The 21,672-nt window shown below is 31.5% G+C and carries 18 protein-coding genes; 10 read left to right on the top strand and 8 right to left on the bottom strand.

Translation table 11 applies throughout. From position 1 onward, the window contains the following. Positions 1-11 precede the first annotated feature (11 nt). Entirely contained in the window at positions 12-2,174 is a 2,163-nt protein-coding gene (locus BMY96_RS06600) for a S9 family peptidase (protein WP_092850645.1), read from the top strand. On the opposite strand, the gene BMY96_RS06605 is transcribed toward BMY96_RS06600, so the two are convergent. Then, entirely contained in the window at positions 2,175-2,636 is a 462-nt protein-coding gene (locus BMY96_RS06605; protein ID WP_092850648.1) for a GNAT family N-acetyltransferase, read from the bottom strand. 515 nt (positions 2,637-3,151) lie between these two features. Between BMY96_RS06605 and BMY96_RS06610 the strand changes: the two genes are divergently transcribed. Beyond that, positions 3,152-4,030, top strand: coding sequence for a DUF8428 domain-containing protein (locus tag BMY96_RS06610; RefSeq protein WP_092850650.1), 879 nt, complete (start codon positions 3,152-3,154; stop codon positions 4,028-4,030). Positions 4,031-4,212: 182 nt separating this feature from the next. Here BMY96_RS06610 and fumC read toward each other — a convergent pair whose 3' ends face one another. Beyond that, positions 4,213-5,610 carry a class II fumarate hydratase gene (gene fumC / locus BMY96_RS06615; RefSeq protein ID WP_092850653.1) on the bottom strand — a complete coding sequence of 466 codons (1,398 nt, stop codon included), beginning with the start codon at positions 5,608-5,610 and terminating at the stop codon, positions 4,213-4,215. Between the two features lie 170 nt (positions 5,611-5,780). Here fumC and BMY96_RS06620 point away from each other — a divergent pair, with 170 nt between their 5' ends. Together BMY96_RS06620 and BMY96_RS15970 are read left to right on the top strand one after the other, a co-directional pair. Beyond that, on the top strand, positions 5,781-6,422 hold the full coding sequence (locus BMY96_RS06620) for a peroxiredoxin (protein WP_092850655.1): 642 nt from the start codon (positions 5,781-5,783) through the stop codon (positions 6,420-6,422). Positions 6,423-6,515: 93 nt separating this feature from the next. Next, the gene (locus tag BMY96_RS15970) at positions 6,516-6,689 is read left to right on the top strand and encodes a hypothetical protein (RefSeq protein ID WP_175473529.1); all 174 of its coding nucleotides are present in this window, start codon (positions 6,516-6,518) and stop codon (positions 6,687-6,689) included. A 72-nt stretch (positions 6,690-6,761) separates the two neighbouring features. Here the strand turns inward: BMY96_RS15970 and BMY96_RS06625 are convergent, their stop codons facing one another. The 4 genes from BMY96_RS06625 to prfB form a co-directional block, all read right to left on the bottom strand. Continuing rightward, complete coding sequence (locus BMY96_RS06625; RefSeq protein WP_092850657.1) at positions 6,762-9,284, bottom strand: TonB-dependent receptor; 2,523 nt, start codon at positions 9,282-9,284, stop codon at positions 6,762-6,764. An 89-nt stretch (positions 9,285-9,373) separates the two neighbouring features. After that, complete coding sequence (gene arsC, locus BMY96_RS06630) at positions 9,374-9,715, bottom strand: arsenate reductase (glutaredoxin) (RefSeq protein ID WP_092850660.1); 342 nt, start codon at positions 9,713-9,715, stop codon at positions 9,374-9,376. Continuing rightward, entirely contained in the window at positions 9,715-10,332 is a 618-nt protein-coding gene (locus BMY96_RS06635; protein ID WP_092850662.1) for an HAD family hydrolase, read from the bottom strand. The genes arsC and BMY96_RS06635 overlap by 1 nt, the downstream gene beginning before the upstream one ends. Continuing rightward, positions 10,329-11,439 (bottom strand): peptide chain release factor 2 gene (prfB, locus tag BMY96_RS06640; protein ID WP_139205224.1). Its coding sequence is split into 2 segments (ribosomal slippage): positions 10,329-11,375 and positions 11,377-11,439, totalling 1,110 coding nucleotides; the frame shifts between segments, so codons are not numbered across the junction. Before prfB ends, BMY96_RS06635 begins: the two co-directional genes overlap by 4 nt. Before the next feature lie 269 nt (positions 11,440-11,708). Here prfB and BMY96_RS06645 point away from each other — a divergent pair. The 4 genes from BMY96_RS06645 to BMY96_RS06660 all read left to right on the top strand — a co-directional run bounded on the left by BMY96_RS06645 (position 11,709) and on the right by BMY96_RS06660 (position 16,135). After that, positions 11,709-12,872, top strand: a complete 1,164-nt coding sequence (locus BMY96_RS06645; RefSeq protein ID WP_092850667.1) for a GNAT family N-acetyltransferase — start codon at positions 11,709-11,711, stop codon at positions 12,870-12,872. A 15-nt stretch (positions 12,873-12,887) separates the two neighbouring features. Further along, complete coding sequence (locus BMY96_RS06650; protein ID WP_092850669.1) at positions 12,888-13,796, top strand: GNAT family N-acetyltransferase; 909 nt, start codon at positions 12,888-12,890, stop codon at positions 13,794-13,796. A gap of 83 nt (positions 13,797-13,879) precedes the next feature. Then, positions 13,880-15,034 carry a GNAT family N-acetyltransferase gene (locus tag BMY96_RS06655; protein ID WP_217639588.1) on the top strand — a complete coding sequence of 385 codons (1,155 nt, stop codon included), beginning with the start codon at positions 13,880-13,882 and terminating at the stop codon, positions 15,032-15,034. A gap of 84 nt (positions 15,035-15,118) precedes the next feature. After that, complete coding sequence (locus BMY96_RS06660; RefSeq protein ID WP_092850675.1) at positions 15,119-16,135, top strand: threonine aldolase family protein; 1,017 nt, start codon at positions 15,119-15,121, stop codon at positions 16,133-16,135. A 231-nt stretch (positions 16,136-16,366) separates the two neighbouring features. Here the strand turns inward: BMY96_RS06660 and BMY96_RS06665 are convergent, their stop codons facing one another. Both BMY96_RS06665 and BMY96_RS06670 read right to left on the bottom strand, forming a co-directional pair. Further along, on the bottom strand, positions 16,367-17,617 hold the full coding sequence (locus BMY96_RS06665) for a hypothetical protein (RefSeq protein ID WP_092850678.1): 1,251 nt from the start codon (positions 17,615-17,617) through the stop codon (positions 16,367-16,369). Between the two features lie 246 nt (positions 17,618-17,863). Next, the gene (locus BMY96_RS06670; protein ID WP_092850681.1) at positions 17,864-18,187 is read right to left on the bottom strand and encodes a YbaB/EbfC family nucleoid-associated protein; all 324 of its coding nucleotides are present in this window, start codon (positions 18,185-18,187) and stop codon (positions 17,864-17,866) included. 86 nt (positions 18,188-18,273) lie between these two features. Here BMY96_RS06670 and BMY96_RS06675 point away from each other — a divergent pair, with 86 nt between their 5' ends. Next, positions 18,274-20,334 carry a S9 family peptidase gene (locus tag BMY96_RS06675; RefSeq protein WP_092850684.1) on the top strand — a complete coding sequence of 687 codons (2,061 nt, stop codon included), beginning with the start codon at positions 18,274-18,276 and terminating at the stop codon, positions 20,332-20,334. A 73-nt stretch (positions 20,335-20,407) separates the two neighbouring features. After that, positions 20,408-21,448 (top strand): cysteate synthase, encoded by a 1,041-nt coding sequence (gene capA / locus BMY96_RS06680; protein ID WP_092850687.1) that lies wholly within the window; start codon positions 20,408-20,410, stop codon positions 21,446-21,448. The last annotated feature ends 224 nt before the right edge of the window (positions 21,449-21,672 follow it).

Genomic DNA, 21,672 nt, shown 5'->3' on the forward strand with positions numbered 1-21,672 from the left:
ATTTAGGTATTATGAAAAGCACTCTTTTTACTTTTTTGTTTCTCTTTATTTTAATGTATTCATGTAAAGATAACGAACCTCTAAAACCACATGTTTCACTTGAAGCTCCCATAGCTAAAAAAGTTCCCGAGGAATTAACGGTGCATGATCACACACGTATTGATAATTATTTTTGGATGCGTTTAAGTGATGACCAAAAAAATGCAGAAACACCAGACGCTCAAACACAAGATGTTTTAGATTATTTAAATGCAGAGAATAATTACCTTAATAAAGCCATGGCACATACTAATGGCTTACAGGAAAAGTTATACGATGAAATTGTTGGTAGAATTAAGAAGGATGACGAATCGGTTCCTGTAAAGGATAATGGTTATTCCTATTACAGAAGGTTTCAGGAAGGTGGTGATTACCCCTTGTTTTGCAGAAAAAAACTAGAAGATGGTGCTAATGAAGAAATTATGCTTAATGGTCCAGAACTTGCTAAAGGGCATTCGTATTTTGGGTTTGGTTCGCAGTCCGTAAGTCCAAACAATAAAATGCTTGTATTTGGTATTGATACGGTTTCAAGACGACAATACACACTTCATTTTAAAAATTTAGAAACAGGAGCGCTTTTAAAAGATAAGCTTGATAATACTGGAGGTAGTGCGGTTTGGGCGAATGATAATAAAACCATTTTTTATACTACTAAAGATCCTAAAACGTTGCGTCAAAACAAAATTGTAAAGCATGTTATTGGTACTAATCAATCAGAAGACGAAGTGGTTTTTGAAGAAAAAGACGATACATTTGCCTGCGCTGTTTCTAAAACCAAATCTAAAGCCTATTTAGCAATAGTAAGTTATCAAACTTTATCTACAGAGTTTAGAGTATTGGATGCCAATTCGCCTAATGGTAAGTGGAAGGTTGTTCAGCCAAGAGAAAAAAATTTAGAGTATAATTTAGAACATTACGGAGATCATTTTTACATTAGGACAAATAAGGATGCAAAAAACTTTAAATTAGTTAAAACACCAGTAAATAAAACAGAAAAGGAACATTGGGTGGATGTAATACCGCATAAGGAAGACGTGTTTCTTCAAGGGGTGGAAATTTTTAAAGACTTTTTGGTTATTGAAGAGCTTAAAGGTGGTTTAAGGCATATTGGAGTAAAAGAATGGAATGGTAACGAGCATTACTTGGCATTTAATGATCCTGCTTATTTAACCTATACAACTTCTAACCTCGATTTCGACACCAATTTATTGCGTTATAATTACAGCTCATTAACGACACCCAATAGCACCTATGAATATAATATGAAAACGAAAGAACAGGTGTTACTAAAACAAGAAGAAGTTTTAGATGATTCGTTTTCTACTGAAAATTATATCTCCGAGCGTTTAGAAGCTACCGCAAAAGATGGAACCAAAATACCGGTATCTCTAGTGTATAAAAAGGGCATAAAAAAGAATGGACAAAACCCGCTATTGCTTTATGCTTATGGATCTTATGGTAGTAGTACAGAAGCATCATTTAATTCATCGCGTTTAAGTTTGTTAGATAGAGGTTTTATTTATGCTATTGCTCATGTTAGAGGCGGGCAAGAAATGGGTAGAGACTGGTATGAAAACGGTAAATTATTAAAAAAGAAAAACACATTTACAGATTTTATTGATGTTGGAAAATATTTAATTAAAGAACAATACACTGAAAGTAAACATTTATATGCTTTAGGTGGGTCGGCAGGAGGATTGTTAATGGGAGCTGTTTTAAATATGGAACCTAGTTTATGGAATGGCGTAATAGCAGCAGTTCCTTTTGTTGATGTTGTTTCTACGATGCTAGATGAAAGTATTCCGTTAACTACTTTTGAATTTGATGAATGGGGAAACCCAAAGGAAAAAGAATATTATGATTATATGCTTTCCTATTCGCCTTACGACAATGTTAAGCCTATTAACTACCCCAATATTTTAATTACTACGGGCTATTGGGATAGCCAAGTACAATATTGGGAACCAGCAAAATGGATTGCTAAGTTACGAGACTTAAAAACAGACAACAATTTATTAGTTATGGATTGCGACATGGAAACAGGTCATGGTGGTGCTTCCGGCCGTTTTCAGCGGTATAAAATGCTAGCCTTATATTATGCCTTTATGTTGGATTTAGAGGGTGTTACGGAATAGTTACAACACAAGTTCCAGTTTAATGTCGCAACGTTTATAAGGGCAATTAGGTTCTACCGGAATTTCTATAAAACTATATTTTTTGTAAATATAAATAGCGTTTTCAAGCTTTCTGCTAGAATATATAATTAGTTTAGGTATGTTGCTTACCTTTGAAAAATCAATACAATGTTGCATGAGTTGCTGTCCAATTTTTTGCCCACGATAATTTGGAGATACGGCCATTTTTGTTAATTCGAAGCTATCACTATTTTCAATGGGCATTAAGGCTACAGTTCCTATAATTGCATTATTAAGTTTAGCAAAAAATATATGTCCGCCTTTGTTAATAATGTATTTTTTTGGGTTACCCAATACCTCTTCATCGTAAGGTTCAACATAAAAAAAGGTTTGTAGCCATTCAATATTTAAAGTATAAAAATCTGCAGCATATTTATTTTTAAAAGGTATAATGGTATGCATTGTATTTTGTTATTATCAAATTAGGTTTTGGGCAATACACGTTTTGTTATGCTAAAAGTAATCTTTTTGGTATTACTTCATAGTAATTTCTACTTCATAAAAGAATTAAACACATTAAATTTTAAATCGATTTTAAAAATCACCAAAACTGTTTTATTAATATAATAAGCGTTATTAAGGGTTTAACAAAATTTTAAGTTTACATGTTAAAGTTCTGTAAAATAAGTATTTGGGTTCTTTAAAAACATAAAATAATGCCTATATTTTTTTCGTTGCATTATAAGCAACATCTAAAAGAACTAAGTAATCGTATATCTAACAAATGCAGGTTAGCAGAATAATATGTTAGCTTCTTATAGACTAAAAACAGGATTTGTTTGGTAATATAATTAGATTAGTTTTGTTAAGTAAAAACTCGATTAGCTTTATAATAATGAATTATGTATATACATCATAATTTGTTAAGCATTTTAAAGAGAGATTAAATAGACTTAAAAACATTAAAACAAGAATTTATGGAAAATAACAAAAGCAATACAGGGCTTAAAGTAGGTTTAGGAATAGCATTAGTTCTATTTCTAGCAACAGGATTTTATACTATGAATTTATATAGTAGCAGCAAAAAAATTCAAAATGAATTATCTGAAGAAAAGCAGTTAGTTATGAATGATTTGAACGCTATGGCTAAGCAATATGATGATGCTATTGGCGAAAACGAATTATCTAACAGTAATTTAGTAGAAGCTAGAGCACGTATACAAGGTTTAATAGATTCTTTAAAGATTTCTGAAACCAACGTAAAAAGCTTATGGAGATATAAAAGTAAATATGCATCATTACAGAAAGAGATGGACGTGCTATTAGCTCAAAATGATTCGTTAAGAGTCGAGAATTCATATTTAGCAACATCGTTAGATAGTACACGTGTTCGATTAGAAGAGCGTACTATTTTTACAGATTCATTGTTAGTACAGAATAACGCATTAGCCGAAGTGGTATCTAACGCAGCTATTTTAAATACTGTAGGTTTAAAAGGGTTTGGAGTTATTGAAAGAACTTCTGGAAAATTAATACCAACAGAAAGAGCAAGAAGAGCAGATAAAATTAGAGTATGTTTTACAGTAGCTAAAAATACTTTAGTGCAGGCCGGAGACGAAGAGTTATATGTACAAGTAATAGATCCTAATAGCAATATTTTAGGTTTAAACGAACAAATTACTTTTGGTGAGAAAACTTTAAACTACAGTATTGTTAGTAAGTTTAATTATGAAAATGCTAGTCTTAATGTTTGTGAGTTTGTAACTTCTAGCAATGATTTTGAAAAAGGACGATATATAGTAAACGTTTTTAATGAAAAGGATTTAGTATCTAGCTCTGAGTTTACTTTAAAGTAATCTATAAAATAATCCATTGTACCTTCCCTATAAATTAAAAAACCTCAAACTTACTGTTTGAGGTTTTTTTTATTAAAACGGTTTATATTCTTAATTATATTAAAAGAAGAATTAGCTAGCCAACTATAAAGAGACAGAAGAAAATTTCCTCCTATCTCTATATAGGGCTAAAAATATATTTATTACTTAAGTCCTCCAACCATATCTTCTGGTTTTACCCAAGCATCGTAATCTTCGGCTGTAACATAGCCTAAATTAACAGCTTCTTCTTTTAATGTTGTTCCGTTTTTATGGGCAGTATTAGCTATTTCTGCAGCTTTATAGTACCCAATTTTTGTATTTAACGCGGTAACAAGCATTAAAGAGTTGTTTAAAAGTTTGGTAATTACTTCTTGGTTAGGCTCTATACCAACAGCACAATGTTCTTCAAAGCTAGCACATGCATCACCAATTAGTTGTGCAGATTGTAAAACATTAGCCGCCATAACAGGTTTAAAAACATTAAGCTCGTAATGTCCTTGCATGCCACCAACCGAAACAGCCACATCATTACCCATTACTTGAGCACAAACCATGGTTAAAGCTTCACATTGCGTTGGATTTACTTTTCCGGGCATAATAGAACTTCCTGGTTCGTTGGCAGGAATAATAATTTCACCAATACCAGAACGCGGACCAGAAGCCATCATTCTAATATCATTTGCTATTTTATTTAATGAAACCGCCAATTGTTTTAAAGCACCATGAGTTTCTACTAAAGCATCATGCGCCGCTAAAGCTTCAAACTTATTTGGAGCCGTAATAAAAGGTAGCCCAGTAAATTCTGCAATGTATTCTGCTACACGTTTGCTATACCCTTTAGGCGTATTTAATCCTGTACCTACAGCAGTTCCACCAAGTGCTAATTCACTTAAATGTGCTAAAGTGCTTTCTAGAGCTTTTAAGCCATGATCTAACTGTGCTACATAACCAGATAACTCTTGGCCCAATGTTAGCGGTGTGGCATCCATGAGGTGAGTTCTACCTATTTTAACCACATTTTTAAAAGCTTCAGATTTATTTTTTAAGGTATTTCGTAATTTCTTTACACCAGGAATAGTTGTTTCAACAATTTTCTTGTAGGCTGCAATGTGCATACCTGTTGGAAATGTATCGTTAGACGATTGCGATTTATTTACATCATCATTAGGTTGAATTGTTTTTTCGCCTTCACCTATAACTTTACCAGCAATTTGATGCGCTCTATTAGCAATAACCTCGTTAACATTCATATTACTTTGCGTTCCCGAACCTGTTTGCCAAATTACTAAAGGAAATTGGTCGTCGTGTTTACCTTCTAAAATTTCATTACACACTTGTGCAATTAAATCGCGCTTTTCTATAGCCAATGCACCTAATTCGCAATTGGTATAAGCAGCCGCTTTTTTTAGGTATGCAAAACCATAAACTATTTCTAGTGGCATGGATGCAGAAGGGCCTATTTTAAAATTATTTCTAGAGCGTTCAGTCTGTGCTCCCCAAAGTTTATCGGCAGGCACTTTAACCTCGCCCATAGTGTCTTTTTCAATTCTGTAACTCATTTTAATAATGCTTAAATTATGAAATGCTAAGGTAACTCATTTATGGTATTTTTAAAGATGATTTTTGTTAGTTTTTAACATATAAATAACGAATTTAATTATCTAATAAGGTTTAAATCTATTAATTTAGTAGGATTAAAAATTAAGTTTAAATTTAAAACGTATATAATATGGCAACAATTAGATTAGGAGATGAAGCTCCAAATTTTACAGCTCAAACCTCTGAAGGTGAAATTAATTTTCATGAATGGCTAGGGGATAGTTGGGGTATTTTATTTTCCCACCCAGCAGATTATACACCTGTTTGTACAACGGAATTAGGTACTGTTTCAAAATACACCGAAGAATTTAATAAGCGAAACGTTAAAGTTATGGCGTTGAGTGTTGATGGTTTAGAATCGCACCATGGCTGGATTAAAGATATAAATGAAACTCAAAATACAACGGTTAATTTTCCTATTATAGCAGATGAAGACGGTAAGGTTTCGGAGTTGTACGACATGATTCACCCAAATGCCGATAGTAAATTAACAGTGCGTTCGGTTTTTGTAATTGGAAATGATAAAAAAGTTAAATTAATAATTACTTATCCGGCATCTACGGGAAGAAACTTTGACGAGCTTTTACGTGTTATTGACTCTTTACAATTAACGGCATACCATAAAGTAGCTACACCTGCTAACTGGAAACATGGTGAAGATGTGGTAATTAGTCCTGCCATTTCAACCGAAGATGCTAAAGGTATTTTCACGAAAGGAGTTAACGAGATTAAGCCTTATTTACGTATGACACCTCAACCTAATTTAGATTAGTGAATAACTCTGTTAATAAATCTTATTTTGATATTGTATAAGAAAACACTTTGCATTATATTTGCGTAAGATTTTAAATAGATACTTACCATTATGTTTGATTTTGACCAATATTTAGGCTTTTTAGCATTTTTAACCATACTTACAATAGGATTTTGGTTAATGATTTTTTTATTAACGTTTGTTATTCCTTATTGGATAGGAGGTTCTTTAATAGAAAGATTGAAAGAAATTAGAGATGAGAAGAAAGCTAAGCGTCAAGCTTAAAACATTAAATTAATATATAAAAAAAGGGAAACTAATTTAGTTTCCCTTTTTTTATGCCTTGTCCTTTTACAATTAAAAATCCATATCGTCATCTCCGTCATTGTTTCTGCGCTCGTTTCGCATTTTTTGTTGATTAAACCTGTATCTAAACGATACGTTTATTTGGCGCTGTCTATATTGAGATTCATTATAGCGTTTAAAAAACTCAGTAGTAGTAAGAGTTCTTCTTTTTCTAGAGTTAAACACGTCTCTAGCATTTAAAGCTATAGTTGCATTATCGTTTAGTATCTCTTTGCTAAACGCTAGGTCTAAACTAAAAATACCTTTATTATACGATTGTGCATCTTGACTAGACCCACGATAGTTGGCATTGGTTTGCCAATCAATTTTTGCTGGTAAGCTAACCTTACTGCTAAATCGAGCAAACCAACTTGTATTTTTTACACCATAATCTACACCATTAAATTCTCCTATAGTTTTAAACTGAAAAACATTAAAACTACTGTTTAATCTTAACCACTTATTTGGGTTGTATAAAACTCCAAATTCACCTCCAGTTCTAGCGTTTGAGGATAAATTTACAGGTATAGTTCTTATTATATCAATACCATCAGTTGTTTGTTGTCCTGTATTCTCTTCAACACGCTCAAAAGAATCGGTTTCATATTGATAGTAAATAGACGATGTTAATGTCAATTTATCCCATCGTTTTAAATAACCAATATCGAATGCACTTGCAAAAGCAGGACGTAGATTAGGATTACCTTGAATTACGCTGGTTCTACTAGAGCGAGATGGAAATGGGTTTATAAAATACCCTCTAGGTCTATTAATTCGCCTGTTATAACCCAATGTTATACTTTCTTCAGTTTCAGAGTCGTTTTCTCCAATATTAAATATTAAATTTAAGGTAGGGAAAAGGCCTAAATAATTGTTGTTAAATTCTGTATCTATAGGAAAACCAAATGCTTCTTGTAGCTCGCTATCACTTAATCTAGAATTGATATCGCCCTTAAGTTGAGTGTTTTCTAAACGTAAGCCAAGTAAAAAAGAAAACTTGCCATATTTAGTGCCATATTGGGTATATAGGGCATTAATATTTTCGGAATAGTCAAAAATATTGGTAATGGTATCGTTTATAAAAAAACTACCATCGCTAATGTCTTCTTGCCGTAATACATAATCTTTAATTTCGTTTTTAAAATTACCTCTATAGCCAGCTTCAAACCTTGCATTTTCTCCAATTGGAAGCACGTAATCTAATTGTAATAGATATTCTTTTTCGTCTTCAATTTCATTAACAATTTCTTCTTGTATAGCGTCTGGATTGGTTTGGTTGGTTAAAAGGTAGTCTTCACTAATACTTGTTAATTGTTCTTCTGAACCTTTTTCAAATTGTAAATCGGCTGTTAATTCGTGGCCAGCATCGTTAAATTTAGTAATGTAGTTTAGGGCCAATTGGTAGTTATCGCCCGCTTCATCTTGCTTTTCTTTTCTTAGGGTTTGCTCTACAAGATTATCATTATTATACCGGTCGCTAAAGTTTTCAGATAAGTCGGCATCTTCACCATAGCGATAAAAAACACTTCCGGTTAAAGATGTTTTCTTCGATAAAAAATATTCCATACCTAAACTGGCATTGTAATAACGGTTTATTCGAGTAACATCTTGATCTTCTATAATTCTTTCAAATTCTGGAGCTTCGGTAACGCCATCGATTACTTTGTCAAAATACTCGGTATCATTAAAGCTATTTCTAGGCGAATCGTAATATCTAAAACCTAGGTTAGAAAATAAGTTGAATTTTTCGGTACGATAGTTAATATTTGTGGAAACTCCTGCTGTTTCAGGGCTTCCTACTGTTATATTTAAGGAACCATTAAAACCTAGAGTTTCTTTTTGCCGTAGAATAATATTTAATATTCCAGCTGTACCTTCGGCATCGTATCTTGCAGAAGGCGACGTTATTACTTCAACGCGTTCTATGGCTTCGGCTGGTAATTGGCTTAAAACGTTAGTGTCTCCAAAACCTGCCATGGCCGATGGTTTACCGTTAATTAATATTCTTACATTTTCGTTTCCTCTTAAACTTATTGAGCCTTCAATATCTACGGCAACCGAAGGTACATTATTTAAAGCATCGCTAACTGTTCCACCAGCAGTGGTAAGATCTTTACCTATATTGTATATTTTTTTGTCGAGTTTAATTTCTACGGTTGTACGTTCTGCAATAATTTCTACTTCGCCTAAGGATTCGGCATCAATTTCAAGTAAAAAGCTACCAATATTTTCAGGTTTTTTTATTTCCCTATCGGTTAACGTAATTGTTTTAAAAGAAATATATTCAATAGAGATGTTATACACACCTGTTGGTACAGGTATTTTAAAAGTTCCTTTAGCATCTGTAATTCCTCCAGTAACTATTTTATTTTCAGCTTTACTAAAAAAGGCTATTGTAGCATATTCTAGAGGGAGGTTGGTTTCTTTATCTAGAACAACTCCAGAGATGTTTACTTCTTTTCCTTTTAATTTTTGTGCAAATGAAAATAGGTTTACAAATATTAAAGCTAATAGTAGTAAATAGTTTTTATGCATTAGTAGTCTTTAGAAAGTTTGACTACAAACTTAGCTTAAGGTTTAACGGTAATAGGTTAAAATTATGTTAATACAATTAAAGGATTAAACTATAAAATGCTTGAAATTAATTCGGTTGGTCTGCCAATAGTCGCCTTATTTCCATTAATTACTATTGGGCGCTCTATAAGCTTAGGGTATTCTACCATAGCAGCAATTATTTCGGCATCACTTAGGGTTTTGTTTTTAAATTTTTCTTTCCATATAGCTTCGTTTTTTCGCACCAATTCTATGGGTTTGATATTTAGTAAATTAATGATGCTTTTTAATTCTGACGCCGAAGGAACATTATCTAGATATTTAACCACCTCAAAAGGTTTTCCAGATTCTTCTAAAAGTGCTAAGCCGTTACGCGACTTGCTGCAACGGTTATTGTGATATATTTTTATCATTATAAATGGATGTTAAAGGTTTTTAATTGTTGACGGAGTTTTTCTGGTGTTTCAAAATGAATGCCATGAATTCCTAATGCTTTGGCGGCTTCAATATTTCTTAGATTATCATCTATAAACACTGCGTTTTGAGCATTAATATTAAAACGTTTTAAAGTTAGCGTGTAAATATCCTTAAAAGGTTTTCTAGTTTTTTCTTCGCCTGAAACCAAAATACCTTCAAACCATTGTAAAAACTCAAAACGCTTTAAGGCAATAGGGAAGGTCTCGGTACTCCAATTGGTTAAAGCAACTACTTTATAATCATTAGACGCTATACATTTTTTTAGAATATCTACTGTGCCTTCAATGGCACCACCTAACATGTCTGGCCAACGCCCGTAAAATAGTTTTATTTCCTTCTCGTATTCAGGAAAAAGAGCAATTCTGTCTTTGGTAGCCTGTGCAATAGGGTAGCCAGCATCTTGGTTTTCATTCCAATCGCTAGTGCAAATATGATCTAAAAACCATTTTGTTTTTTCTTTATCGTTATTAAAGACATCTAAAAATACATATTCTGGATTCCAGTCAATTAAAACACCACCAAGATCGAAAATTATTGTATCTATTTTACTCATAATTGATTATTGTCTTCGGTTTGTTGCCCCATGGCCATTAAATAAGCCTTTAAAAAGGCGTCTATATTACCATCCATAACAGCATCAACATTACCGGTTTCGTGGCTTGTACGCACATCTTTAACTAATTTATAAGGATGCATTACGTAGTTTCTAATTTGGCTTCCCCATTCTATTTTCATTTTACCAGCCTCAATATCATCACGCTGCGATAGTTGCTTTTGTAGCTCAATTTCATACAATTGCGATTTAAGCATTTGCATGGCTCTAGATCTGTTATCGTGCTGAGAACGGGTTTCGGAACATGAAATTTGAATACCTGAAGGTTTATGCGTTAACTGTACTTTAGTTTCTACTTTATTTACATTTTGTCCGCCAGCTCCACTAGAACGTGCCGTGGTAATCTCAATATCTGCAGGGTTAATTTCAATTTCTATAGTATCATCAACTAAGGGGTAAACATATACCGATGCAAAACTTGTATGGCGTTTAGCATTACTATCAAAAGGGGAGATGCGCACTAAACGATGTACTCCATTTTCTCCTTTTAGCCAACCAAAGGCAAAATCGCCTTCAATTTCTAAGGTAACCGTTTTTATGCCGGCAACATCACCTTCTTGAAAGTTTAATTCTTTTACCTTAAAACCGCTTTTTTCGGCGTACATTAAATACATGCGCATGAGCATACTTGCCCAATCGCAACTCTCTGTTCCACCAGCACCAGCTGTAATTTGTAGTACGGCACTTAAATTATCGCCTTCTTCGGAAAGCATGTTTCTAAACTCGATATCTTCAAGTAATTCTAGCGCTTTACCGTATCGCTTCTCAACATCCTCTAAAGTAGCTTCGTCTTCTTTGAAAAATTCGTAGATGACTTCGAGGTCTTCAATAAACGTTTTTAAATCTTTGTAATCTTGTACCCATTTTTTCTTTACACGAAGTGATTTCATAGTAGCCTCTGCTGCTTTTGAATCATTCCAGAAATTAGGATCGAAGGTGTGCTCTTCTTCGTTTTGTATTTCTATAAGTTTGGCATCTATGTCAAAGATAGTGCCTAAGTTTGTCGAGGCGGGTATTTAGATCTTTAATTTGATCTGTTGTTATCATGAAATTTTAATTTTAAACAAAAATAGAAAATAAGGTGACAATTTATTGAATAAAGCCAAACGAATTACCTTGTTACAGATAAAAGAAATTAATAACGCTTTAAAGAATATTTTTGATAACGGGTAAATAAAGATGCAAGTTTGTGGGAGCAAATAACTCTAGTTTATCGTATTATTGGTGTATATTATTAAAATCAATAATTATTGATTAATGCGGTAGTTTTCTTTCGTAATAACTTAACCTAAATATCTTATAATTGTTTTATTACTATGAGTTTTAAAGAAAATAGAGATTTCTTTTTTGATCTTTTTGAAAGGCAGGTAATTTCGGAACCTATAGACAATATTGTACATGTTGAGCAGCCAGAAATAGTGCTTTTAAGTAATATTGATTCGAATGATTTAATGAAGCGAAAGGGGTATTATTCTTTAAAATCTATTCCTAGGTATTTAGTTCCGTCATTTAATGTTAATTTTAAAACGAAACGAATAGCTCAATTTCATCAAGGTTATTCTATAAAAATTAATGACGATTATACTTCTGTAGACGACTATGTAACCGCTCAGTTTAAGAAAAAAGCTAGAGAAATTAGGCGCTATGTTAAACGCTTAGAAATGTGTTTTGATATTAATTATAAGATGCATATTGGTACGATTTCGAAAAAGGAATATGATCAATTATTTGAAGCACTTCGTCTAATGCTCCAAGAGCGATTTATACAGAAAAAAGAGATAAATGATAGGTTATTGGAGTGGGATAGACTTTATAAGATATTTTTTGCCCTTATAAATGAAAATAAAGCATCTATTTTTGTGGTTTATGAGTCAGGTAAACCTATATCTATTTCCTTAAATTATATTTTTGGTAAGTTTTATTTTAATGCTATAGCGTCTTATAACCTTGATTATTCTAAATTTGGATTGGGTAATGTGATTATTTATAAACAACTAGATTGGTGTATACACAATAGTTTTAAGCATTACGAAATGGGTAGGGGAGATTATGATTATAAGAGACGATGGAGCAACCAAATTTATACCTTAGATCATTTTTTGGCAATTCCGAAGCGTTCAAATTTTAAATCAACTCAAGCCTTTAGAATAGAAGGTTTTAAAATTCAATTTTTTGAGTTTTTGCGTTCTAAAAAGTTAAATCTGATTTATAATAATATAAAAAACAAACTACATTTTTTAAATACAAAAAATGTAGAAACAGAATATGTTTACAATCCTTATAATGACGAGAAAGCCTTAGAAAATATGAAAATAATAAATTATGAGCAAAATGATTATTTAAAATTGATGAAACCTATTAACGACTTTTTATTTTCTAATTCGGCTCATAAAAGCCTATTAAAAGTGTATAAAACGCCCAATAAATCAGAATTTATATTGGCAATTAAAAATAAGTTTCAAAAAGTTAACTTGTTATAAATCAAGCCGGTTTTTATGAAAAAGAATTTAAGTAAATTAAATTTATTTTTAGAATTATTTCAAAAAGGACAAATTCCTAATTGTTATTTGGATATAAAAAATAGGGGAGAGAATATCTTAAAAAATAATATTAAAGATTATAAGAAAAATAGCTTAGTTCATTCTCATAGTCTGTGTCCAAATTATCTAGAATATGTAGTTAATGAAGAGGAGTACAAGTTAAGTAAAGTTACGCAGGCTAATATAGGTTACGCTATTGATATTTCGAAAATAAATAATCTACAAGATTATATGGAGAGGCATATGAGTCGTAGTTTTAGAAAAACAATTAGACAATCTGTTAGGCGTTTGGAGGATGGCTTTAAAATAACCTATAGAATGTTAGGACATGATATTTTAGAATCTGAGTATATATCTTTATTAGACCAGTTAAGGGCAATGCTTGACAAAAGATTTGAGCAGAAAAATGAGAAGGACGAAAAATTAAGCCAATGGTTGCAAATAAAAAATAATTTTTACGAGAGCTTAAAAAATAAGCAGGCAAATATTTTTGTAATTTATAATGCCGATACACCAATAAATATTTCATTAAATTATTTGTCTAATAACATGATTTTTTGCTGGATTTCTTGCTATAATATTAATTATGCAAAGTTTAGTTTGGGCCATGTAGACCTTTGTAAACATATAGAGTGGTGTTTTGAAAATAGCTATAAGCTTTTAGAACTAGGGTATGGCGATCATGATTACAAAAAAAAATGGAGTAATATTATTTATAATTTTGAGCATCATGTTTTAAGTAAAAAAAAGTCTTTTAAAGCTATAATATTAGGTAAAATAGAATATTGCAAAGTTTATATAAAGGAATTTTTAAAGCATAAAGGTGTTGTTGTTTTTTTTAAAAGTTTAAAAAAATCTAAATAGGTATTATATAATAAGCAATAGCACTCTGTTTTTTTAATTATGCAAACAAAAGCACTACGGTTAATTTAAAATTTATGTCAAACTTGAACACTAATAGAATTAATTTATACGATGATCTTTTTGAAAAGCAAGTTGTTCCAGATTGTATTTTAAAAATTGGTTATAAGGATAATGATATTATACTTTACAGTAATTTTAAGAAGGCTATCGAACAAAAAAATATATCAATTCAAATTGTGCCAGAATATTTAAATATTAGCTATCAAGACCATTTAACTAGTAAGGTTATTAATGAATATCGGTTGGGTTATGCCTCAAAACTAAAAGGGTTTAAAGATATTATTAGCTATGTACGTAGTCAATATGGTAAAAATTCAAAACCTATATTTAAAAACATTAAACGTTTAGAAATGTGTTTTAACGTGAAGTATGTTTTTTATCACGGAGAAATTTCAAAAGCACAATATAGCATATTGATGAAAGCTCTACGAGACATGTTAATCAAAAGATTTCAACAAAGAAATGATGCTAATTATCGTTTAAGTGAATGGGGAAAATTAGTTGACAGTGTATATAAACTTATAAAATTAAAAAAAGCATCTCTTTTTGTAATATATAATAATAATGAGCCTATTCAAATCAATGTTCAGTACCATTTTAAAGATATTCTAATAGGGTCTATAGCTTCTTATAATATAGATTATCAGGTTTTTGGTCTAGGGAATACTGGAGTTTATAAGCAGATAGAGTGGTGTATTGAAAATAACTATTCTATATATGATCAAGGTCATGGCGATTTGGAATATAAGCGTAGATGGAGTAATTTAATTTATAATTTTAAGCATCATATTGTGTATTCTAAAAGTGATTTAAAATCTAAGTTTAAAGCAAATATTGAAGTTTTAAAAGTTACCACAAAAGCATTTTTAAGAAAGAAAAAAGCTGTTGAAACTTTAAAAACAATTAAAAGTAAATTTTCAAGAGAATCACAAGACAAAACGCCCTTTGTTAAAAGCTTTGAGATTATAGAATTAGAAACTATAACGGATGAAATTAATACGTTTACATCAATAAACTGGAAAGCTTTAGAGTATCAGTTTTTAGTTAAAAATATTTGTGATTTTTTGTACTATAAATTCGAACACTTTAATGATGTAGTAGTACTTCAACACAATTCAGAAAGTGAAATCTTTATTATTAAGGGGAAAAATGCTTATCAAAAAGTGGTATTTCATTAAATATGCCCGTTAACTGTATTCTGACCATATTTTTAATGTTGTTTAGGTCCTTAAATTTTATAATTACACAAATATATTTAATTTATGATAATAGATTTAAGAAGTGATACAGTAACCCAACCATCGAAAGAAATGCTAGAGGCGATGATGGATGCTCAGGTAGGAGACGATGTGTTTAGAGAGGATCCAACAATTAATAAATTAGAAAAGCATATTTCTGAAATGTTTGGCAAAGAACAAGCCTTGTTTTTTCCTAGTGGCACTATGTCAAATCAAACAGCAATTAAATTGCATACCACACCTGGTGATCAAGTAATTTGCGATAAATACGCTCATATTTTTAATTACGAATCTGGTGGTGCTGCATTTAATAGTGGTGTGTCTTGTAATTTGATAAATGGTAATAGAGGTTTGTTTACTGCCCAACAAGTAAAGGAAGCTATAAATCCAGATGCGTATTATTATAGTAAAACTGCTTTAGTTGAAATTGAAAACACCACAAATAAAGGAGGCGGAGCATGTTGGGACTTTACGGAGATCCTAAGGATAAAAAAAGTGTGTAGTGAAAATAAATTAGGTTTTCATTTAGACGGTGCGCGATTATGGCACGCCTTAATTTCTAAGAATGAAACAACTAGGCAATATGGTGAAGTATTTGATACCATATCGGTTTGTTTAAGTAAAGGTTTGGGTGCACCAATAGGTTCTGTGTTAGTGGGTAATTCAAATATCATGTCCAATGCGCTTAGGGTTAGAAAAATCTTTGGTGGTAATATGAGGCAATCGGGTTATTTGGCAGCAGCAGGTTTATATGCTATAGAAAATAATATTAACAGGCTGGAGGAAGATCATATAAAGGCGAAAGAAATAGGGGAGAGTCTACAAAAAATGAGTATTGTAAAAGGTGTAGAACCTGTTGAAACTAACATAGTAATTTTTGAACTTAACAAAGATGTAGATGAAAACCTATTTATTAAAAAACTTATAGATAAAAATATTTATATTATTAATATGGGAAGTAATAAGCTTAGAATAGTAACACATTTGGATTATACTGATATTATGCATGATTACGTTCTTGGTTGCTTTAAGAATATTTAATCTATTTAGCCACTATGCAATACAGAGCCTTATTGCATTTTAGGCATCTAGTAAAAATGAAAAGGAAAAGAGTAGCGCTTTTGATGCTTATAAACATCTAAAAATTTGATGTGTTTTTGATTAATACTATATTTATATAATACAAAAAAAAGAGGGGTATATTAAACCCCTCTTTTTACTTTGTTATAGTAGTTGTATTTATAAACGTTGTATAACGTTAACAAACATCGATTACCAATATCTTACACATTTGTAGTGAGTAGATTCCACAAATTCACAAAGTTCTCCACCTTTACTACTTTTTCCACTAACAACATTAAATACACCTCTATAATAACCAGGACCAATTTTAGTATCGCAATTAGTTCTAATTTTAGTGTAGTAACAGTTGTTAATATAAATGTAAATGTATTTACCAAATGTTCCATCACGGTTAGTACCAGAAATATTTATAACTTCACCTGGTTGAACACTTCTATTACAATATACTCTTTTTCCGTAACGCGTACCTTCATATCTTTGAACGATATCTACTTTTTTGGCTCTGTGCCAATCAAATTCTAATTCTAATTGTGTTACCTCACCTTCACAGTCGCTACAAACTTCTTCTTTTTCAGGAACGTCTACAGAAATAATAAGAGATTGTTGAACCGTAGAAGCTAATACTACAGCAACTTTTTGTCCACACTCAGGCACAAAATTTTCTTGTCCTTCTGCAAGAGCAACTATTTCTAAACCTAAACTTTCGTTATAAGTTTTGTCGTTATCCCATTGGTTAATTGGGTTACAAGATAGATAATCACAGTCGTTTGTACAGTTATTTCCTGTACCTTCAATTAGTTCCCAAATAGCCCACTGTACGTGACCAAAGGTGTACGTTCCTCCTAATGGACTTTCAGTACCAATTATATCTTGATTTAAGATATAATTAATTTTTCCAAAAACATCAGCGTTTTCAAATAAAGGAACACCAGGGCTTTGTTCTAACCCACTTAAAGTTTCATCGTAACTAGAATAAACATCAAAAGTGTAAGTAGATATGTCTATAAAACCTTCTAAGTCGATACAATAAGCATCGTAATCTAGTCCAGCTAAAGGACCTTCTGTAATATCCAATCCAATAAAAGCTCCTCCTGTAGGACTACATTCAGGATCTTTAGTTGTAACGGTTACCGTTTCAGGTAAACTCAATTTAAGTGCATCTAAATCAGCCTCACATTTAGATGAACCTTCAGAATAAGAATTACTAGCTAAAGAAAAAGAAAGATCTTGAGCAGGCATGTCAGTAGAAAGATCATTGTTTAAAACAAAAGTTTCGTCTTCCTCGCCATCAGATACTAAAATTTCATCTTCTTGAGCTAATTCATTTTCCATAACTTCTTCTTCAGAAAGAGCAGAAGTATCTTCGGTTACTGTCTCATTTTGACAGGAAGCAAATACTACAAGCATTGCTAATAAAAATAATTTAGTAAGATTTTTCATAATATAATATTAGTTTTTACAATTTACACCTACAAAGATATTAGAAGTATATATTGTTATCCGCTTTTTTAGATTAAGTACCAAACTATTAGTTTTATGAATTTTTATTTACATGTAATCGGTTTTATTAGCCTTTCATAAGATGTTTTAACTTAAAATTATGAAATTAAGTGTGATTTTATTATGAATTTAAAGTTTCTAAGCCGGTAAAATTACTTTTATTTAATAAATAAGATGCTAGTTAATTTATTTATAAATGTCCATACCTGGTATATTAGGCATGCCTTCTTTAGCCACAGCGGCTAATTCGCTCTCATTAATTTGAGTTGCTTTTGTTATAGCTTTATTTAAAGTTAATATAAGGTAGTCTTCTAATTGCTCCTTATCTTCAAGTAATTCATTATCAATTTCAATAGATTTTATTGTTCTATTCGCCGTTAAAGTTACTTTAAGCTTATTATCACTACTAGATTCATCAACTAAAACCGTATCTAAACGTTTTTTAGTAGCTTCTACTTTTGCCTGGGTTTCTTTTAGTTTACCCATCATATTCATCATATCTCCAAACATAATTTTATATATTAATTATTTTAATACAAAGCTATTTAAATTTTCTATTTTTGGAAGCTTAAAATTTATGAATTAATACCATTTAATTGAAAAATACACATCAATTTCCAATTGCAAAAAAAATAGCAAAAGAATTAACAATTCACAAAGATACTCGAATTGATAATTATTATTGGCTTAACGATAGAGAGAACCCTGAGGTTATTGAATATCTTAATGCAGAAAATGCATATACAAAAGCTGTACTAAAGCATACGGAAGATTTTCAGAAGAGTTTGTTTGAAGAAATGAAAGCTCGAATTAAAGAGGATGATACGTCTGTACCTTATAAGCTAAATGGGTATTGGTATTTAACCAAATATGAAACAGGTAAAGATTATCCTATTTACGTACGTAAAAAAGAAACTTTAGAGGCAGAGGAGGAGTTGTTGTTTGATTGTAATGTTATGGCAAAGGACTTTTCTTATTTTAATTTAGGTGGTATTTCAATTAGTCCAGACAATAAATTAGCAGCTTTTTCTACCGATACTGTTAGCCGACGCCAATATACTATTCAGATAAAAAATTTAATTACAGGTGAGATTTATTCGGATAAAATAGTAAACACGACAGGCAGTGCTACTTGGGCAAATGATAATAAAACCTTGTTTTATGCCATGAAAGATGAAGTAACTTTGCGATCCCATAAAATTTATAAACATAAGTTACACGCTAAAAACCAGTCAGACGAAGTTGTTTTTCATGAGAAAGACGAAACGTTTAACACCTTTATATATAAAACAAAATCAAAAAATTATTTAATTATAGGGTCTTCAAGTACATTATCTTCAGAGTATCGTTTTTTAAATGCAGATAATCCAGATGGCGATTTTAAAATTTTTCAAAAACGTACAAAAGATTTAGAATATAATATAGCGCACTACAAGGATAGTTTTTATATTATTTCTAACATAGATAATGCCACAAATTTCAAGGTTTCTATTTGTAACGAAACCAATACGGGTAAGGCGTTCTGGAAAGATGTTATTCCGCATAGAAAATCTGTTTTAATTGAAGATATTGAAATTTTTAAAGATTATTTAGTTGTTAATGAACGTGAAAACGGACTTAACAAAATAAGAATAATGAGTTGGGATAAAAAGGAAGACTATTATTTACCTTTTAATTCAGAAACCTATACTACATATATTGGTAATAATCCCGATTTTGATAACGAGTTATTACGCTATGGGTATAACGCTTTGGATACTCCAGGGTCGGTTATAGATTATAACTTAAAAACAAAACAAAGCGAAGTTAAAAAAGAGCAGGAAATACTTGGCGGCACATTTAAAAAAGAAAACTATGAGTCTAAGCGGATTTGGGCAACCGCGTCCGATGGTGTAAAAATACCTATATCATTGGTATATAAAAAAGGAATAGAGCTAGATGGTACTAACCCTGTTTTACAATACGCATACGGGTCTTATGGCTCAACAATTGATCCCTCATTTTCAAGTGTTCGATTAAGTTTGTTAGATCGCGGTTTTATCTATGCCATTTCGCATATTAGAGGAGGTGAGTATTTGGGGCGCGAATGGTATGAAAACGGAAAACTGCTCAACAAAAAAAATACATTTACAGATTTTATAGACTGTTCTAAGTTTCTAATTGAGCAAAACTACACATCAAACAAACATTTATATGCTTACGGAGGTTCGGCGGGTGGTTTGTTAATGGGAAGTATTATTAATATGAATCCAGAACTGTATAATGGTGTATTGGCCGCTGTACCATTTGTAGATGTGGTAACTACAATGCTAGATGATTCTATTCCTTTAACAACAGGTGAGTATGATGAATGGGGTAACCCTAATCATCCTGAGTACTATAGCTATATGAAGTCGTATTCGCCTTATGATAATGTTGAAGCTAAAGCATATCCTAATATGCTTGTTACAACTGGTTTACACGATTCTCAAGTGCAATATTGGGAGCCCGCAAAATGGGTAGCTAAATTAAGAGAGCTAAAAACAGACTCTAACAAATTGTTATTTCATATCGATATGGACTCTGGTCATGGAGGTGCATCTGGTCGTTTTGAAAGCCTAAAAGAATTAGCCCTAGAGTATGCGTTTTTACTAGATTTAGAAGGTATTTATGGATAATAAAAAAAAAAGTTTTATTTTTGTCCGGTTTAAATTATGATTAAGACATAATTATGATTTATAAAAAGCTTATATGAAAAACAGAAATCAAGTATTTGATAATGTATTAGATTTAATAGGCAATACGCCGCTTGTTAAACTTAATAGAATAGCTTCCAAGTTTAAAGGTAACTTTTATGCGAAAGTAGAATCTTTTAACCCAGGACACTCATCTAAAGACAGAATAGCACTTTATATTATAGAAGAAGCCGAAAGAAAAGGCATTTTATCTCCTGGCGATACCATTATAGAAACTACCTCAGGTAATACAGGGTTTAGTATAGCCATGGTAAGTATCATTAAAGGGTACGATTGTGTTTTAGCAGTAAGTTCTAAATCGTCGCCAGACAAAATAGATATGCTAAAAACAATGGGAGCAAAGGTATATGTTTGCCCTGCTCATGTAAGTGCAGACGATCCTAGATCGTATTACGAAGTTGCAAAACGATTACATAGCGAGATTAAAGGGTCGGTTTATATTAACCAATATTTTAATCAATTAAATATTGATGCGCATTATAGATCTACAGGTCCAGAAATTTGGAATCAAACCGAAGGTAAAATAACGCATTTAATAGCTTGTAGTGGTACAGGTGGTACTATTTCTGGCACAGGTAGGTATTTAAAAGAGCAAAACCCAGATATTAAAATTATAGGTGTAGACGCTTATGGTTCGGTTTTAAAAAAGTATCATGAGACTAGAGAGTTCGACCAAAAAGAAATTTATCCATATAGAATAGAAGGATTGGGGAAAAATTTAATTCCTTCTGCAACAGATTTTGATATTATAGATGAGTTTATAAAAGTAACAGACGAAGATAGTGCACACACAGCCAGATTAATTGCAAAAAGGGAAGGTATGTTTGTAGGTTATACTTCTGGAGCAGCTACTCAGGCACTTATGCAACTAGGAGATGAAGGCATATTTAAAAAAGACGATTATGTAGTTGTAGTTTATCCAGATCATGGTGCGCGCTATATGAGCAAAGTGTACAGTGATAAATGGATGAGCGATCAAGGTTTCTTTGATAGTGTAAATGAAGCCGCAGCAGAAAATATACAATACATTAAATAACAAAATTTTAAGTTAAAAAAAGAGGTGATATTTTACTAAAGTGGTAAAATGTTACCTTTTTTTTGTTTTGTTAATAATTGAGCGTTAAAAATTATGTTCAAACCATATAAATATTTAATTTTGCAGTCACTAACTAAATACTAAAAGCTTCTTTAATTTTGAGCATTTCTTGTTTAACTCGGTTTAAAAAGTATTAACTAGTTGCGGTTACGTCTCAATTTTAA

It is taken from the genome of Algibacter pectinivorans, assembly GCF_900112595.1.
Lineage (GTDB): Bacteria > Bacteroidota > Bacteroidia > Flavobacteriales > Flavobacteriaceae > Algibacter_B > Algibacter_B pectinivorans.